Annotated in this window: 16 protein-coding genes; all 16 read right to left on the bottom strand. The window is 34.0% G+C overall.

The window, feature by feature from the left end:
- Nucleotides 1-484: hypothetical protein (locus CEF14_RS06385; RefSeq protein WP_211284569.1), on the bottom strand; the 484-nt coding region annotated here is incomplete at its 3' end.
- Nucleotides 481-792, bottom strand: coding sequence for a hypothetical protein (locus tag CEF14_RS06390; protein ID WP_102692079.1), 312 nt, complete (start codon nucleotides 790-792; stop codon nucleotides 481-483). The genes CEF14_RS06390 and CEF14_RS06385, both read right to left, overlap by 4 nt.
- A complete protein-coding gene (locus tag CEF14_RS06395) occupies nucleotides 789-1,457 on the bottom strand; it encodes a DUF5081 family protein (protein ID WP_102692080.1) in 669 nt (222 codons plus the stop codon). Before CEF14_RS06395 ends, CEF14_RS06390 begins: the two co-directional genes overlap by 4 nt.
- Nucleotides 1,454-1,759 carry a WXG100 family type VII secretion target gene (locus CEF14_RS06400; RefSeq protein ID WP_102692081.1) on the bottom strand — a complete coding sequence of 102 codons (306 nt, stop codon included), beginning with the start codon at nucleotides 1,757-1,759 and terminating at the stop codon, nucleotides 1,454-1,456. The genes CEF14_RS06395 and CEF14_RS06400 overlap by 4 nt, the downstream gene beginning before the upstream one ends.
- A gap of 1 nt (nucleotide 1,760) precedes the next feature.
- Nucleotides 1,761-2,141 carry a hypothetical protein gene (locus CEF14_RS06405; RefSeq protein WP_102692082.1) on the bottom strand — a complete coding sequence of 127 codons (381 nt, stop codon included), beginning with the start codon at nucleotides 2,139-2,141 and terminating at the stop codon, nucleotides 1,761-1,763.
- Complete coding sequence (essC, locus tag CEF14_RS06410; RefSeq protein WP_170061460.1) at nucleotides 2,142-6,602, bottom strand: type VII secretion protein EssC; 4,461 nt, start codon at nucleotides 6,600-6,602, stop codon at nucleotides 2,142-2,144. It abuts the gene before it with no gap.
- Between the two features lie 12 nt (nucleotides 6,603-6,614).
- Nucleotides 6,615-7,907, bottom strand: coding sequence for a type VII secretion protein EssB (essB, locus tag CEF14_RS06415; RefSeq protein ID WP_102692084.1), 1,293 nt, complete (start codon nucleotides 7,905-7,907; stop codon nucleotides 6,615-6,617).
- Entirely contained in the window at nucleotides 7,897-8,172 is a 276-nt protein-coding gene (locus CEF14_RS06420; protein WP_102692085.1) for an EsaB/YukD family protein, read from the bottom strand. The genes essB and CEF14_RS06420 overlap by 11 nt, the downstream gene beginning before the upstream one ends.
- Nucleotides 8,165-8,647: a type VII secretion protein EssA gene (essA, locus tag CEF14_RS06425; RefSeq protein ID WP_170061461.1), complete on the bottom strand. Its 483-nt coding sequence runs from the start codon at nucleotides 8,645-8,647 to the stop codon at nucleotides 8,165-8,167. The genes CEF14_RS06420 and essA overlap by 8 nt, the downstream gene beginning before the upstream one ends.
- Nucleotides 8,637-11,978, bottom strand: coding sequence for a type VII secretion protein EsaA (gene esaA / locus CEF14_RS06430; RefSeq protein WP_102692087.1), 3,342 nt, complete (start codon nucleotides 11,976-11,978; stop codon nucleotides 8,637-8,639). The genes essA and esaA overlap by 11 nt, the downstream gene beginning before the upstream one ends.
- A gap of 145 nt (nucleotides 11,979-12,123) precedes the next feature.
- Nucleotides 12,124-12,420, bottom strand: a complete 297-nt coding sequence (locus CEF14_RS06435; RefSeq protein WP_102692088.1) for a WXG100 family type VII secretion target — start codon at nucleotides 12,418-12,420, stop codon at nucleotides 12,124-12,126.
- Nucleotides 12,421-12,964: 544 nt separating this feature from the next.
- A complete protein-coding gene (locus CEF14_RS06440) occupies nucleotides 12,965-13,180 on the bottom strand; it encodes a hypothetical protein (protein WP_102692089.1) in 216 nt (71 codons plus the stop codon).
- 12 nt (nucleotides 13,181-13,192) lie between these two features.
- The gene (locus tag CEF14_RS06445; protein ID WP_102692090.1) at nucleotides 13,193-14,683 is read right to left on the bottom strand and encodes an NCS1 family transporter; all 1,491 of its coding nucleotides are present in this window, start codon (nucleotides 14,681-14,683) and stop codon (nucleotides 13,193-13,195) included.
- 70 nt (nucleotides 14,684-14,753) lie between these two features.
- Nucleotides 14,754-16,025, bottom strand: a complete 1,272-nt coding sequence (gene preA, locus CEF14_RS06450; protein WP_102692091.1) for an NAD-dependent dihydropyrimidine dehydrogenase subunit PreA — start codon at nucleotides 16,023-16,025, stop codon at nucleotides 14,754-14,756.
- A 20-nt stretch (nucleotides 16,026-16,045) separates the two neighbouring features.
- Nucleotides 16,046-17,389 (bottom strand): NAD(P)-dependent oxidoreductase, encoded by a 1,344-nt coding sequence (locus CEF14_RS06455; protein WP_102692092.1) that lies wholly within the window; start codon nucleotides 17,387-17,389, stop codon nucleotides 16,046-16,048.
- Nucleotides 17,390-17,418: 29 nt separating this feature from the next.
- Nucleotides 17,419-18,822, bottom strand: coding sequence for a dihydropyrimidinase (gene hydA / locus CEF14_RS06460; RefSeq protein WP_102692093.1), 1,404 nt, complete (start codon nucleotides 18,820-18,822; stop codon nucleotides 17,419-17,421).
- Nucleotides 18,823-18,827: the final 5 nt, after the last annotated feature.

Raw genomic sequence — 18,827 nt, forward strand, 5'->3', positions numbered from 1 at the left:
TTAGGATTTTGAGTTTCCATGCCTCATACTCCGTTTTCAGATTTGCGGAGTAAGTTGAATCGGCTTCGTATAAATCATTTAGGGTAATTTTCTCTTTCGCACCTGAAAATAAGAATCCTTCTTGAACGTTAATCGTATTGGTTGTACTGTAAGACGTTACATTAAAGTCCACCATCTTTTGTATATATCCATCAATGGATTTATAAAAAGGGCTATCTACTTTTTCATCTATAATTTTACCAATTCCTTTGGCATAATCATACAGTTTTTTATAGTCTTGGCGAATCGGTTTTGCTTCTGGTTGATAAACTTGAGGGGTAAAAGAGATTGCATGATCAACATCTTTTTCAGAAATCTCTTTCTTTGAATCTTTAAATAACTCATCTGCATCCTCGTATTTGTTGTCATACTTATGTGCTTCATTGACATGAGATAATGCATTTGCGACTTTTGACCATTTATCTTCTTCATAGAGAAGCTTCACTCTTCCACCAGCCCCAATCCTTTAGCAATCTCAGTTGCTAATGCTTGATCTTCTTCAATCATACTGTTCATAATGTCGTTGATTACTGAAAAAGCACGGCTATATAGATTATTTAGCTCTAACATTCGACTATTTGCATCTGCATAAGAACCCATAATTTTTTTTGCTTTTCCTTGTTCATAAAACGCTATATCATTGAGGGCTTCAATAGCCGGTTTCATCTTTTCTTCAAGTTCTGTCATAATTTTTTGAATGTATTGGATAAATGAAACCATTTCATCTACGTTCATTTCTATTTTTTTACTCATCTTATGTCAGCCTCCTTGTAAGGAAAGCGATAGAAATCATAGACTTTTTTCATAAGAAAATATTGACTTAGTTGATAGACCGTTTCTTTATTCACATCAATTCCCTGTAACTTCCCATTATTTTCGAAGAACATCCACTGCTCTTTGGATGTTGTTTTTTCAATATAATCAATAGTAAAACACTCTAGTTGTACAGTTGGTGTATCTTTTTCAAAATAACTTTTTACATCATCAACACGAATTGTTTTCTTTAAATAAGTTGAATCATCTGGCAACGGTTCTCTTCTAAATAATGGGTATCCTTCCATAATTCTTTTTAGAAAAGCAATATCTTCATGAACATATAGCTGGAATTTTCCATCTTCTCTCCATTTAATGGTGATAAAGTGATTGTTTTGACCAAAAGCTGTCATAAGATTATCAAGACGGATGTATCGATTACTAGATGCGTATTGTTCCAATAACCCAATAACTATAGCTCCTTCATTTGTTATTTTTTCATCAGAAGTTAATAGTTTTTTATCGACAAGACTTGTTTTTGCTTGTTCAAAGCCTTGGCGATTTTTTATAACGAGCAATTGAGTATCAGGAAGACCAAATAGCATTTTACAATCAAAAGAAGAAGCCAGTAGTAACAATTCTTCTGCGGTATAAAGTGCCGTCATCCAATCCCCTCCACATCTTTGACAATAGCTTCATTTAATAGTTCATCCATGTGTTTTTTTAGATTTTCTAATGTCTCTACATTTTGATCTGCAGCGGTACAAATATCATCATGATATTGAATAATAATGTCTAAAAAAATTTGAAACTCATCTTTTGCTTTACCTGACCATTGCGAAACACTTAATGTACTCGAAAACCCTTCTGCACTTGCTTTTGAATCATACAACGAACGCTTAATAATGTTCGCTTGTTCGATCGCTTCTTTTAAACGACTTCCATTGATTTCAACATTTTGGGACATACTATCCCTCCTTTGCAGCCTTTGCTCGTTCTTTTCTACGTTCTTCTTCTGCCAAACGTTGATAATAGCCTGCACGTTCATTTGCAATAGAAATTGCATTTGAATAGGTAGTTTTTTCACCTTTTAAATCAGCCATAATATCTTCCATTTTCGTATCAACAATTTCTTGTTTTGATTTATAAAGAGATGCAGGGAATCCTTCATTTTTTAAATTTGGATGTTCTTCTTTATAATTATTGGTTGCTTCTTCAATATCATCTATTATTTCGTCCAAATCATCTTGATCTTCTGATAAGTGTCTTGAAAGCTGACGATACTTTTTTGCTTTAATTTCATAACCATTTAACCCCCAGTTAAAGACATTCAAATCTTCCCATGCCATTTACAACACCCCAACTTTCGTTTCCGATAAAATTTTAATTTTTTCAGTATGATTTCCTCTAATCATATATGCTTCATATGCACTCAATTCTTTTTCTCGATATGGTCTTTGGACTTCTACTATAGATTGATCATTTAAACGAACCATTGAAATAGCAGTGTTTAATTTCTTCATGGCTGTTGAAGTCTCATCGTAACTTCTAGTCATTTGACTATTCATACCAAAAATCAGATGAATTCCATAATTTGCACCTTCTGAAATTACTTTTGCCAACTGAGATTGTGAAGTCGATGACAATTGATTATTAATAGCTTCCATGTCCGTGAACAAAACAATAATTGGACTTAGCTGTTGTATATATTCCCTTAATGAAGAGATACCATCTTCTCGTTGTTCAACATACGTTTCTTGACGAGCTTGCTGTGCTTCCAATAATTGTTCGATTAGCGCTGTTGTATCATCCGGTTTTTGGATATATTGATAGTTATCTCTTTTTAATGAGCTGAACTTCGCTGTTACCTGATCCACAATTAATAATTGTGGTGAAATTGTAGAATGTTCTATTGTATATAAAATCGCTTCATATGCTTGCTTAAATCTTCGTTCAGTATCAGCAATTACTAAAAGATGTTGTTGAGAATTGAAATCTAAAGATACCGCTTCTACATTTTCCAGATCAACTGCAAATGGCAATCTATTTTCAACATATGACTGTTTAACGGAAGGTAATGCAAGGAAGAATTCTTCTGTAACATGTTCTGGAACCATCGGAATTGCGGCAGGTATCTTTCCATTCCAATTACGACTTATATGTTCAATATGACTTCTTAGGTTTTCAGATACTTGAAGATCATCCTCACCATTCGCAGGCATTGCCACTTGCATTAGTGTTACATCATCTAACTTGATAAGAGCACGTCCTGCTATTTCCTCTATTGCAACATCCGATTTCCCCATAATACCTCTACTTTCTGTTTGATCAATCATATACAGAGCTATTTGAGTTTTTATATTTATTAATATGGGTGTTCGTATTGCTAGCTGTCGACTAGCTGTTAAAACTAGGAATATACCAAGTCCTACACCATCTCGTGCGATTTTCGTCATAAGTTCATCGAATTCATCTTTTAATGATGATTCACTTACTGCGTCCATTACATCAATAAAAATCACAATATCTGGTAAGACTTCATGCGTTAAATCTTTATACATTGCTGAATTAGGAACTCCATATTCGCTCAATAACTTTTTCCTTTTTTTAATAATACCGGAAACTCGTTTTATCCATTTTTGCATTTTTTGTTCTTCATCTAATCGAATCATATCTGCTGCATGAGGAAGCTTTGATAATGGTAATAACCCATTTGTACCAAAATCAAGTAAATAGAAATGAACTTCTTCTGGTGTATAGTGATCTGCTATTTCCATTGCTATAGTTTGTAACATAGTACTTTTTCCAAACCCAGGGCTAGCAAAAATTGCAACATGACCATCTTTCATGAAATCTAGAGTGAATGGTTTTTGCAGTTGTTCATGTGGTAAATCAAGCATTCCGATTTGAGCGACTAAATGAGTTGTTTCTAATAATTGATGTTCAAGATCAAAACGACTAATTCTTTCTTTCAAAGGTGGTAGCCATGGCCTTGGTAATGCTTTAATCTGTTGAGATAACGCTGTTTCATGAATTTCTTCAATTACTGCTTCTAGCTCCGTCCATTGTTGTTTCGGTAAGTCTTTATGTGTTAATCCACTTAGGTCTTCAGTTAACACTTCAAATTGACCAAGATCATTTATACTGTAAATTGTAAAATCTTCAACGTCTTCGACCAATTGATTTCCTTTGTATGTAGCTCCACTCCAAGCACTTTGGAACAGTTCATAAACTTCGTTATTCCCTACTTGTAAATAGGCCCTACCCGGTTGAGTAATATCAGCAGCATCTTTAGTTTTCAATACTTCGTTTGAATCACTTTCGTTTTGCACTTTTAAGGCCAATTTAAATTTCGAGTTAGACCAGATTTGGTCATCGACTACCCCACTTGGTTTTTGAGTTGCAAGAATTAAATGAATGCCAAGTGAACGACCAATCCGGGCAGTTGATACAAGTTCTTTCATAAATTCTGGTTGTTCAGCCTTTAACTCCGCAAATTCATCCGAAATAATAAAGAGCTCTGGCATCGGTTCTTTCACTTTATGGTCTTCATATAGCTTTTGATATTGATGAATATGATTGATTTCATTTTTGCCAAATATATGCTGTCTTCTTCTAAGTTCTGCTTTTATCGAAGCTAATGCACGCATGGATTGTGCACCATCTAAGTTTGTAATGACACCAAGTAAATGCGGTAAATCTTTGAATAGATTCGCCATTCCTCCACCTTTATAGTCAATTAAAAGAAAACCGATGTTGTATGGGTGGAAATTTGTGGCTAATGACAAAATATATGATTGAATAATTTCAGATTTACCAGAACCAGTTGTACCTGCTACAAGACCATGAGGACCATGTGCCTTTTCATGTAAGTTCAAAAATACGATATCATCCTTACCTCTAACCCCTAGTGGTACTGCTAGACTCTTATAGGGTTTGTGACTTTGCCATCTTGATGCTATTTGTAATTCTTGAACAGTTGTAATACCGTACATCTCCATAAATGTGATGCTTTCAGGTATACGAGTTTCTAAATTTTGAAGATGCTCATATGCAGCTAATCTTCTTGCTAGTTCTTCGAGTAAATCATCCGAAACATCTTGACTAAGTTCAAAGGTTTGCCTTTTTAGTTCCTCATTTTGAATAAATAACTCACCTGTTGTAGAATCTTTGATTCGAATTACAGTTGAAATATGCTCTGGTAATGATTCTAAAACATCTTGTACATAAATCACTGAAACACCTAATTCTCGGCAATCTTCTTGCAGTAATTCCATGATTGTATGATCCATGATTATTGTTTCATCTGTAATAACAATGACAAGTTGTGGGATAAAGGCACTTGCTTTTCTAGAGGAATTATTCTTTTCAACTTGTTGTTTACGATCTTTAAGTATTTGGTAAAGTGAGTTCATAACTTGATCTCTAGAGCGTTCATGATATACAAATGAGCGAACATTGATTGCTTGAAGACTTGCATGTGGAAGCCAACGCATCCAATCCCATTGTTTTTTTTCATGTTCCTTAAAAACCATGATCATTTGAACTTCATGGTAACTATGGAAAAATGCCAACTGTGCAATCATTTGTTTAAGCTGTTGAAGAACAAGTGGTCGTTTACCAATATACCCAACGGCTCCATTGACCAAATCTACTACAATTGGTACTTTTTCAATATGATTGTATTGATTTTCTAATTGAATGGCTTTTTCCATTAAAGGATCTTCTTCAAGCGTAAATTCCTCTTTATTTATCTTAATAGGATAACTAGCATCAACTTTTCCTTCACCTAAGCGATAAAACAAAAAATCATTATGAAATGGTGTTTTTTCATACATCCTTGCGGACTGCTTTCGTAGTAACTCCACTAACTCAGGTACAGAAGGATAATGATACAGAAGAGCATTATATTGGTCATTTTGAGCTTCATATAATTCCTTAGATTTTTCACGCAAATACGCGTTAAACTTTACATCCCGCTCTTTCATATCCTTTTTATACTTTTTGACATTTCGAATATAAGATAGAATGGCATATACTACTGTTACAATTGTCATAGACAACATAACAACAATATAAATTCCAGTTGGTCTGAAAATCGAAACAAGTAACATGGCAGCCATCATAACAAGAGGTGGTACTATAATTCTGCCTAATTGCTCACTAGGTTTTGTTGGACGTGACGGTGGTGTAGCAATCACTTTATCATCATCCGGTTGATGATATCTTACTCGTGGTGAGCGGTGATAGGTATTTTTATATTCAGGTAGTTTAGATGTAATAAGTGGTAACTGAATCTTGCAGCTATTTTCTGCACAAGTAATGATTAAAATATCGTCGTAAATGGACATTAGTATATTATTGATAAAAAGTAAATCTCCATCTTGAAAACTACCTTCAATTTCCTTTTTATTGTTCACATAGAATGGACCACGAATTACAGAAAACTTGTACTCCTGTTTTTTTACTTTTTGAATAATAATTCTGCCTGGAAGCTTAGATAGAACTGAATCATCATCTTCGTTTCCAATCGTCCAAAGTGGAGAATCCATTAAGTCATAATACCTGTCCTCTGCTCTTATTAAGGTCAAGCTGATAGATGAGATGACTTGTTTTTGATCAAATTCAAGCAAATCATTGTTAACGAATAATTCCTTTCCATTCCAATTGCATTGAATAGCCATTTGCAGAGAGGAAACGGTAATAGTCGCTTTTAAATCTGGACCAATCACTATTTGTTCTTGTTGCTGTTCTTTCAATTCATAACGATGAAAGGATTCGCCGTCTACTACTGTTAAAATATAGCGCACTATATTCACCTCCTACTCTTTGTTCTTTTTCTCTTCTATTTTCTTTGCCTCTTTTTGTTTCTTTTGATTTTCTAACTTTTGTTGTTCTGCTAGTTGTTCTTGCTTTTGTTTTTCTTCCATTACTTTTTGAGTTTCGGACTCAGCTTCCTTTTTCGCTGCTTCTTCTTTATCTTGGATTGCTTGCAATTCACTTTCGATTTCATTTAATTTTCGATCCTTTTTATCTTGATCCATAGTTGTATTCTTCTTCAGTTGGTTTTGATAAAGGATTAAACTATATTTTGTTAAATCATTTACATCCAAGCTATGTGCAAGTTTCAAACTTTCACTAAAATTATTTCGAGCAATATTAATCCAATAACTTAATAATCGATCATCAGAAATAGAGGCAATGGAATTTATTGAATTTGTTTTTTGTTCTTCTGTTAAACCACTCGTTTTTACACTCGAAATAGCATACATTTTTTTTATACTTTTTGGGAGCTGATCAAGGTTTAGTTCTTTTAATTGCTCTTTCACATCTACATAATTTTCATTTATAAATGATGCATTTGCTTCGTTATATAACTCTTCTATTGGAATTTTTGAGCTAAATGCATAAAGAACAAGTGATAACAGAATAATACTTAGGATTGACAAAGATAGAGTGGCAATTTTAAATCCTTTAAATTTGTTTTTAGAAACTTTTTGAAACTGTTTTAGCGTTTTCCTTTTTTCTTTTTCGTAATATTCAAATAGCAAAGATTGAAGGACTTCTATCTTTTCTGCTTGTTGTACAGCCTTTTCAAATGAAGTAGATGTTGCTCGAGTAAGTGCTCCCTTCATCAAATCTTCAAATTGATACTCAGTTGAAAATGTTGCAATTGCAATACATTTATACGCTTTAAGGAATTCATCAGTTGAATGATCTAGAGGTGGTAAGATATTTTTGATTCCTCTATATATCATAAAAGGCATTAAATTGAGGTCATAAACTAAATTATTTGGATTCAATATAACTGTTGTTCTTCCATTTAGGAGTTTTGAAAACCTGCCAATATTATAGAGTAAACGTAATTGATCAACTCTCTCTAATTTTTTGATATTGTCAAAAGATTGGAAGCCTTCTAATGTATATTCAAATTCAATCGTATCTCCAGCTACTCTTGCATCTAAAGGCAAAAAAATACTCGTATCCTGATTTAAAAGATGCAACTCATGTTCGGCTTGAATAGATGTTTCTGCAAGTGGCAGAGTCAAGATATGCTGATTCTCTTCTTTTTTCAAGGACAGCTCCATTTCACCGAATTTTAGTTTATTTTCCATGCATAATACCCCTTTTAGTTAGCTCATTTTCAACGATGAGGAGTTCACCATTTGAAATCGAACAATCTAGTAATTGATCTTCTGGTTGAAGTGTTATTTGTTTTAAAGGTAACCTAATAACACTATTACTATTAATTTGTTCTTGCAGACTTGTAGAAAGAGCGAATAATAACTGTTTTACGGTCATTTTCGTCGAAATGACCAAATCGTAGGTATTTCCACCAGACTTTGAAAAGTCAATTGTGATTCGTTTATGTTTATCCATTTGATTCACCTACATTTAGTTTCCTTAGTGATAAGAAAAGTCCTATGCATAATAGAATGATGATGATTGTAATCATAGTGATGAAGAGCCAGCGATCAGCTAAACTCTCCGTTTTTGAATTTTCCTGTTGTATATTAGTCACCGATAATTTCTCTTGAAATAACTGAATTGTAGCGGTTGATATATTTGTATTTGGGTTACCCATGTAATCTTTTTGAAATAGTGAATTTAATGTGTTTTTCTCCTGCATTTGTTCATTATGTTTTAAATAGTTTTCTACTTTAATACTGTCATCGGTAAAAAGATCATCTGTTCCTTCTACCAAATTATCTGTAGAATCATTTTTAGTCTTGTCTTCATTGATCCGATTAATATCAATTTTTAATTGTCCATTGTCTTCATTTGCTTGTGCAGGTAAACTTGGAAAAACGATTGCACAACAAATGATTAAAACCCCTATCCATTTATACTTCATTCGCATTCACTTCTTTCGGAGATATTCTCTTTAAAACAAATAAATTGAGAATAAAGAAAAGAATGGTAAGAATAAACATAATTCCGATTATTATCACTCCGCTACTAGTACCATTTATAATATTAGAAATATTATTTTCTAAATAATGTAGAGGTGATAAAAGTGAAACTTGATGAATAGTCTGTGATCGCTCAAAATCAAAACCAAGCGCTTCCGTAAAGAATAGGTACATACTGATTATGACTAAAATGATAAACATACCAATCATTTTGAATTGTCGTAATAAGTAAGTAGCAGCAAGAACTAGTAACGTCATTAATAAGGTTATAACTATCATCCAAATAACTGATGAAATCTCAATTTCCTTGTAAGCCATTAATGAAACTGTTCCCACTATTAACCCTTCGATTATAGCGATTGAAGTGGTAAACACAGAGATTGGGAAGTTTTTAGCATATAGACTTTGTTCTTCTGCATTTTCGAAATCTGATTTTTTAAATACAAACTGTTTAAATCCTGACATTACATAAGCAGTAAATAATGCTAAAAATGAAGCAATCACGATCAAATAAAATGTAGTTCTTGTATCACGCGTATTATCAATTGATTGCTTTGTCATATTAATTGGATTAGATAAGAAATCGTATAATTCCTCATTCGGTGCATTTCCAATTTTACTATTAGCTAATACATTGCTAAAATTCATCGCATAGTCATTATCATTTGATACTTTTTTCACTAAATCATTTGCTAACTGATCTGCTTTATTTGATAGTTCATGTCCACCACTTTTTATTTGTCTTGCTTTTTCATTGATCCCATCAAATGAATCAAATACAGAACTCGCTTGTAAATTAGCTGCTTCTGCTTCTTCAGCCACATTACTACTGTTTAAAAGTAAATCGCTTATTCCCCCATCTAAATCAATACTAACTTGCCCCTCTTTTTCATTGGTTTCTGCCACTAGTGAACTGGATTCAACTAATTGGTTACTCGTATCTTTCCATTGTTGCGCAACAGGAACAAGCTTTTTAATTTCATCATTTTGTTTTTTTGCGGTTACTGTTGCTTCTTCTGTTTGTTTAATTAGCGTTGGGAAATTTTTTAAGATGTTCGATATTTCTTCGTTATAACCTATTACTTTATTATTGATGGCTTTCAAATCCTCTGAGAGCTTTGCAGTTGTTTGCTCAATTAATGATTTTTTAACCATAGAAATGATAAATGCTTTCATACCTTTATTTGATAACGCATAATACAAAGAGTTAGTGTTTGAACTACCTATTTTTTCAAACGAACCGTTATTTAACTGTGAAAATTGGTCTGGATTTGTAACATCAATATCAAAATATAAACTAAATAGTGCTTGTAATCGTTGATAGTTCCAAATAGATTTAGCAACTTGATCTGGAATTTCCTCCTGTGTTGCTAGAGTTGATGTAATTTCATGATGAATAATTTCATTTGTAATTGTTTTTGTTTGGTTTGTATCATTTGATTTTGTTTCAACAGACTTAGTCTTTGCTTTTTGATTGTTCTGCTCTTCTTTCTTTATAATGGGTGTATTTTCATTTGTATTGTTTTTTGGGTTAACTTGCTCTTCTTTCTTTAACTCTAAGTTTTCATCTTTTTGAAGGCTTTGATCTTCAGTAGATTCAGCGGTATTATTTAGCTCTTTTTGAGAATTGTCTTCATTCTTTGAAACAGATATCCGCGTAATGTCATGATGGTTGACAGCAGTTATATTTTCTTCATGTTTTTTTAAAGTCCAACTCCAATTTAAAGGTGAAAAAATATCTACACTGTTATCAGCTAAAACAAATGTAGTAGAAACTTTTATTTTCCCCTTTGATATTGCCGGTAAATCAATAACGCCTGGCTCTATATTTAAAATTTTTCCATCTGGTAGTGTTAAAACAACATTCTTCGTAACAAATCCTTTTGGAGCATTAATGATTAGTATTCTATTACCAGCTTCTTGTGCCGGGATTTTCATTTCATCTGAAAATACAGTACCTTCTGTCATTAGTTTGTTTTTCATTTGCTCTATATAATACTGAATTGAAAATTGACCATCCGTTGAATAGGAATGATTTTTTTCTTTCGCATATTTCTTAGCTGCGAAAATTATTTTAGATAATTGATCTTTCGTTGATTCAGAAACGTCTAAATTTTTTACTTGTTCTTCATCCAAAGAAGGTAGTTGATCAATGGTTTGTAATATGTTGTTTTCAATATTTGTTTTAGGTGCTAAAAACAAAGTGTTGATTTTAGCTGTATTTTCTGGTGTAGATAATGCATCGTTTAAAGTTTCATTTACTAAATCAGAAACTTCTTTTGAAATGTCTTCATCAATTCTTTTCTTTAAAGATACAGTATATTGATTAATATTCTCTTGTGTCGAAGTTAAGTTGGTTGCAATATTAGATGTAACGAGAGACATATCCTTTTCAAGTTTTAGACTCAGCAATTTTTGTTCATCATTTATACTTTGGAGTTTTTCTTCTGCATTATCTACAGAGACTTGATCATTACTATCATTGATAAGATTCGTAAGATTGTTAAAAGTATCATTACCTTTCTCCAGATATTCTTGCATTGTCGCCATTATTTGGCTATTAGTTGAAGCACTGTCTAAACTGTCCTTTGCATTTTGTTGAAAAGTGTTTAACTCTTTGTTAAGTCCATTAAAAGCATCTTTTGTAAAATTGGTATTCTCATTAATTTGAGTTAAATTATTTGTATATTCTTTTATAGGATCATTGATTTTGGTGGCATATATTGAAGTTAATTGATCTTGTTTTTTTACTATGCTTTTTACATTTTTTTGAGCGGTCTGTAGGTTTCCAATTACACTTGCAAAAAAGACGTCAATAACTTTTTTATTAAAAGAATTTAATAATTCTCCGGCAATTTTTTGAGCCTGTGCTTTTGTAATTTCATTGTTTGATTCATTTAATTTATAAGAAAGTTTAATGGGTTCTGGACTTACATTGTCAATTGACAGTGCTCGTTTCGTAAAGTCGTTTGGAATAGTAATAGCCATGTTATAACGTTTATCTAAAATTCCATCCTCTGCTTCAGCAGCATCGACTAAATGAAATCTATGTGTATAATCGTTTTCTAAACTCTTTTTAAATTCTTCTCCAAAGTTGTATGTTTTGCCTTGATATTCTATGGGTTCATCTAGATTAACCACTGCAACGTCCATCTTGAAATCTGCTTTCTCTGTTTTGTCCTTTGTTACAGAAGAAAATGGTATGTATGCAATTATTCCTGCAAGAAGCAGAACTAAAACGATAAAAAGTGGCAAACGATTTTTTTTTGTCATTTCTACACCTCATTAAGTCTAATAAAGATAATAGGACCGTCGATTATTCAACGGTCCCTAAACTACTCAAAGTATATTAGTAGATATACTACTATTTGTGTCAATCGATTAGCGAACTGAACCTTCTTTGAATATACAATTTGGGTTATTGTAGTCCGAAGTTTTTAGAAAGCTGTAGGTCGTGTTGTTCTACCGCGTCAGCAGTGTGATCTAGTTGGTCCTTTATAGCAAAAAGTAGATCTCTAAAGCTCTCTACTTTTGGTCTTAATTGTTCAAATTGAGCATCGAATTGTTGAAAAGCTTTACCTTCCCATTCAGAACGCAATTGATTTTGCAATCCATTTAATTCACCTAACATGGTGTTAATTTGCTCACCACTTGAACCATATTTTCTCGCTCTATTTTTTAGTTCTTGTGGGGTCATACGAATTTGTCCTGCCACTATTACCAGCTCCTTATCACATTTAATTGTCATTCATATAAAATATTGGTATTTTGTTACAAAATTAGTTTATTTAAATAGAATTAGTTAGTCAATCCAAATTATATTGATATACCTTAAATCTCGAATTGAAATCAGATTGTTAAAACACATAGAATCCTTATATAGCAAGCTTAATGTAATATAATTAGAATGATTCTAAATATTAGCCAAAAGTACTTTTTTTAAAATTCAACTAAATTTAGTTTGTTAATTTAACTTTAAAAATGATAAATCATATCACTATTTCCTTAAAAACTTTAACATTATTTTACATTCGACAAATTCCAACAAGTTCAATTTAATTATTTGTCTATAAACTATTTGATTCTTTTTTCTTATTTAGATAATTCCCCTTCTATTCACTCTTTTTTAGTGTTTTATATTATATTTATATATTTTTTAATCTTTGATTAATAATTGGGAATAATTTCTCTCATTAATATAAAAAGCTATAGCCATTCTAAATATGACTATAGCCTTGGAAAATTATTATTTATAATAATTATTGTAGTTGTTTATATAATTGTTCTTGTAATTTAACCGACAGATACTTACGAGCTTCAGCTGTTGATATGTTCAATTCTGTTTGGACATTTTCATATCCAAGAACTACTTGAGCGCCATCTAAGTTTTCGGTAATCGATTCAATGAGATAATGTTGATCGAATAGCGCATTTAGTTGCGCAATCTCTGAAGCGACTTGCACATATTCAGACATAGACTCTCTCCTCTACTGCTGTTTAACTTCGCTTGAAGTTTTTTGCGTAATTTCAGGAACAAAAGATGGTTCTACATAAGGTTCAATCGTCCAGCTTTTTCCAACTGTTATTCCTAAATATTTACGATCATCTGGATCCAGTAATTCTTGTTGTGGATATTTTTTAAACCACCAATATTTTGCAAGAATATAATATAAAACAGCTCCCACGATAAAACCGATCAACGATGAATAGGTTGGGAAGATATTTGCAATAATCCCACCAATTATCCATGAAATCAATCCTGCTAGATTAAAGCCTCCTAAATATCTGAATTGGCCATTTGCTTCATATAGACCTTGAACATTAATACGTCTTCTACGCAATAAATAATAATCAGCAAATAGAATCCCTACAATGGATGTTAAGATTCCACCAATAATTAGAAGGACAGAATTTAGCATTTCAAATAAACTCCATGGTTGCGATAAAGTTCCGATTATACCGGCTATCACTACACCAACCCAGAAAGGCACGCGTGGACCACCGATATTTGAGAAAATCGTAGCTGCTGGGATTACATTTGCTGATGTATTTGTTGACCATTGCGCTAACACAATCATTAATAGAAGGATCGCTAAGATAAAACCACTTGCTGATTGTTGCAATGCATTAATCGGATCTGCTGATGCAACTGCCATATAACATACTCCACCTATGACAATCATAAACGTATTGACAATCGGCATTATGATTAAAGAACCTACAAGTTGAGTCTTATTACGTTTAAACCAATTTCTTTCATTGGCAGGTGCTTTAAAAAAGCGAGATAAGGTAGGCATATCTGCAGCAAGTGTTGCCCAAAAACCCATATTTGCCATTACCACAATCATAAAAGCCGTAAAGGTTGCCATACCTGTTGTTGGTGATTCCACCCAAGACCAAACGCTCTTTCCTGCCGCTTCTGCTTTATCTGCTAATGTTGCATACATCCAACAAGAAATTAAAATTATGATTGGAGCTGCTAAATCAGCAAATCGTTCGATGGATTTAATCCCCAATGATGTATTAAACAGTTGAAGTGCGGCAAATAAAAGAAAACAGAGGAACCAGTTATCGAAACCAAATAAAATATTTAAAATGCCATTAATGGCAAGTGCACCGAAGTACGTATTAATTCCAAACCAACATGATGCTGTGAATCCACGTGCTAATGAAGGCAAATGTGTTCCGATTGTACCAAAAGGCGCACGCATATATACGGGAAAAGAGAGACCGTGTTCAACACCAATATCACCTATCAGCACCATAAAAATTCCAATTAAAACAGATCCTACTAAAGTTGCGACAATTAACATAGGCATTGATAAATGGACAATGCCTGCTGCACCAATTGCAAATGCTGCAAGTACTATCGCCATTCCAATCCAAATAACTGAAAATCCAAATGCACTAATCTTTCGCTCATCATGAGTAATTGGCAACAAATCTGGAGACTTCAAATAATCATTGTTATTGCTCATTTTCAGATTACCTCCATATTCGAATAGTCCTTTGGCTTTAGAGATTGGCAGTCTTGCATTTTTGAATCGGTTAATTATTTGCAAATGATTTAAGCATTGCTTGGCGCTCATTCCATGTCATAGCTGGTACAGTATGAGGTAATTCTTTCATTGTTATTGCTCCATCTGCTGGACACACAATCGAACATAAATTACATCCAACACAATCTTCTTCACGAACTCTAAGCATCGGTTTCCCAGTAAGCTCATCCGTATAACGCTCAATACATTGATGTGAAGTGTCTTCACATGCAATATGACACTTGTTACAATTAATACACACATCATTGTTAATATTCGCGACAATTTTATAATTGAGATCAAGATCACCCCAATCTGAGTACTTCGGTACAGAACGCCCCACTAACTCCATAACAGACGCTAGTCCTTTATCATCCAAGTAATTGTTTAATCCATCAATCATATCTTCCACTATATTAAATCCATGATGCATTGCGGCTGTGCATACTTGCACACCTGTCGCCCCCATTAAGATGAATTCAGCTGCATCTTGCCAATTTGAAATACCACCGATACCTGAAATCGGTACATTTATACGGGCATTTCTTGCACATTCTCCGACCATATTCAATGCAATAGGTTTGACAGCAGGACCACAGTAACCTCCATGTGCACCTTTTCCCGCAACATGTGGGATGGTATTCCAGGTATTTAGGTCAACACCCACTAAGCTATTGATCGTATTTATCATACTGATTGCATCAGCACCACCTTGTACGGCAGCTTCTGCTGTAACCGTTATGTCTGTAATATTTGGCGTCAACTTGACGATTACAGGTTTAGTTGCAACTTCTTTCGCCCAGGTCGTTTGTTTTTCAACAAGAGCTGGTACTTGACCAGATGCAGACCCCATTCCACGCTCTGCCATCCCATGCGGACAGCCGAAATTCAGTTCAAAGCCATCTACGCCAACAGCTTCTACACGCTTTACAATTTCATGCCATTTATCCTGTTTTGGCTCGACCATCAGCGATGCAATAATGGTGTGATTCGGAAATCTCTTTTTTGTTTCATAGATTTCTTTTAAATTGACATCTAAAGGACGATCCGTGATTAATTCAATATTATTAAAACCTGCTACACGACTGCCATTAAAGCTTACTGCTGCAAAGCGAGATGAAACATTTAAAATAGGGTCCCCTAAGGTTTTCCACACAGCTCCACCCCAACCTGCTTCAAACGCACGTTGCACCTGATAACCTGAATTTGTTGGTGGTGCAGATGCAAGCCAAAATGGATTGGGTGATTCAATACCAGCTAAGTTAATTCGTAAATCTGCCATAATAGTCCCCCCTCAAGGAATTACGCGATTTCGGTTACACTTTTGAATTGTCGATGAATTGCGTATGCACAATCTTTTCCTTGTTGTGCAGCTGATACAACAGTAGCATCGCCATAACCATTTCCATAAATGACATCGCCACATGCGAAAATTTTTGGGTTAGATGTTTGTAACGTTGTGTGATCAACTTCTACAATTCCTTGATGATGCTCAAGACCTAACTGATCAATGAATGGTGTATGACGAGTTTGTCCGATTGCTCGAATAACGGCATCTACTTGAATAATATAATTAGAATCCTTTGTTTCATGGAGTTTTGCTTTTCCATCTACTTCTTCACCTAACTCCATTTTGACGCATTCTAATCCAATGACATTGCCTTGATCATCACCAATAATTCGTTTAGGCAAGGATAACCAGCGGAATTCAACACCTTCTTGTTTGGCAAAATCATATTCAAAAGGATAGGCTGTCATTTCATTTGCTGTTCTTCTATAAATAATTTGTACTTGTGCTGCTCCTAAACGAACCGAACAGGTAGCTGCATCAATTGCTGTATTACCTGCACCAATAACAGCTACCCTTTTATCTATTAAATCATTTGTAATTATACTCTTCGTGCTTTTTACAAAATCAATGGCATCGTACACACCATTTAATGTTTCTCCTTCAATTCCAAGCAATGGTACTGTATTCATACCAACCGCTAGCAAAATACGATCATAGTTATTGATTAGTTCATCAACTGAGATAGTATTTCCAACTCGATGATTGGTTTTAATTTCTACTCCCATTTTTTTCACTTGTTCTACTTCCCATTGTACGATGTGCTGAGGAAGACGGAACGAAACGATACCATACTGATTCAATCCTCCCGCCTCTTCTTCTGCCTCATAAATGGTAACAGCATACCCTAATCTTCGTAATTCTCGGGCCGCAGATAATCCTGTAGGTCCACTACCGATAATCGCTATTTTCTTACCATTGCTTGGTGCTGCTTCAAATAATGTCACATCATTTGCCATAGCCCAATCCGTTGCATGGCGCTGTAAATCACCAATTTTAATAGGCTTTTCTGCATGATTAAGCACACATGCTCCTTCACAAAGTTCTTCTGTTGGGCAAACACGTGCACAACTAGCACCAACTGGATTTGCATCCAAAATGACTTTGGCTGAACCTTTTAAATTTCCTGATGCAATTTTCTTGATAAAGCTTGGTATATTGATACTTGTTGGACATGCTTGAATACACGGCGCATCGTAGCAAAATAAACATCGGTTTGCTTCTTCAAGAGCAGCGTATGGTGTTAAACCACTATATGCTTCATCAAAATTCTTTTCTAATGAGCTCAACTCTTTCATAGCTATCTCCCCCGTTATTTTGTTGTGTTTTATTTTGTAATAACTGGCTTTCCTTCTTTTTTTACTTCACGTCGAATATATTGTCCTCTTCCAAGTTTCCCAACAAACTCTTTGTCTCTAATAACAAATTCTCCACGGCTAAATACACTAACTGGCTCACCTTTTACTTTTAGACCTTCAAATGCATTGTAATCCACATTCATATGATGTGTTTCCGCTGAAATCACTCGCTCCACATTTGGATCAAATAAGACTAAATCTGCATCTGTGCCGATTGCAATAGTTCCTTTTTGTGGGAATAATCCAAATGTTTTAGCAGCACTTGTTGATACCATATCAACAAATTCATTTAATGTTATTCGTCCCTTTGCAACCCCTTCAGAATAGAGAACACTTAGGCGATCTTCAATAAATGGTCCGCCATTTGGAATTTTCGAGAAATCTTCTTTACCAAGTTGTTTTTTTCCATTAAAACTAAATGAGCATTGGTCAGAACCAATGGTTTGTAATTGTTTTGCTTTTAAAGCATTCCAAAGTACTTCCTGATGTTCTTTTGGCCGTAATGGCGGTGACCAAACATATTTTGCTCCTTCAAAATTTGGTTTTTCTAATGCTGTTTGATCGAGTACTAAATAAGGAGGACATGTTTCACCATAGACTTGATAGCCTTTTTCACGTGCACGTATAATTTCATCTACTGCTTCTTTACATGTGACATGTACGACATATAGCTTGGCACCTGCAAGGTTTGCTAACTCAATTGCACGTTTTGTAGCCTCACCTTCTAATTGGGGTGGTCTTGTAAGCGCATGATAAATGGGTTCTGTGTGCCCTAATGCTTTTGCTTCTTCTACAAGTTCATCGATTACAGAACCATTTTCACAATGCACCATTACAATAGCATCTTTTTCTTTTCCTACTTTAAATGCTTGGAATAATGTACGGTCTGTCGCTTGGAATTCCTTTGCATAAGCTAAAAAGACTTTTACAGAATTAATACCAGCAATCTCTAATGCTTCTGGAAGCTGTTTTAACGTATCTTCTGTTAAATCTGCAATCATCAAATGAAAGCCATAATCGATCACTGCTTTGTCTTTTGCTTTTTCATGCCATTTATCTACCGCGTCTAGTAATCTTGCTTTACCAGTAGTTAAGCAGAAATCAAGTATTGTAGTAGTACCTCCAAAGGCAGCCGCAATCGTTCCAGATTCCCAATCATCATCTGTTACAGTGTTATTAAATGGCATGTCTAAGTGTGTGTGTGGATCAATTCCACCTGGAAATACATATTTTCCTGTAGCATCGATGATTTCAGCATCTTCAGCTTGAATACCTTGTCCAATTTCTGTAATTTTCCCGTTTTCTATCAACAAATCTGCTCGATACTGGTCAGCTGCTGTTACAATTGTTCCACCTGTAATAATTTTTTTCATACTGT

This window comes from Rummeliibacillus pycnus, assembly GCF_002884495.1.
GTDB lineage: Bacteria > Bacillota > Bacilli > Bacillales_A > Planococcaceae > Rummeliibacillus > Rummeliibacillus pycnus.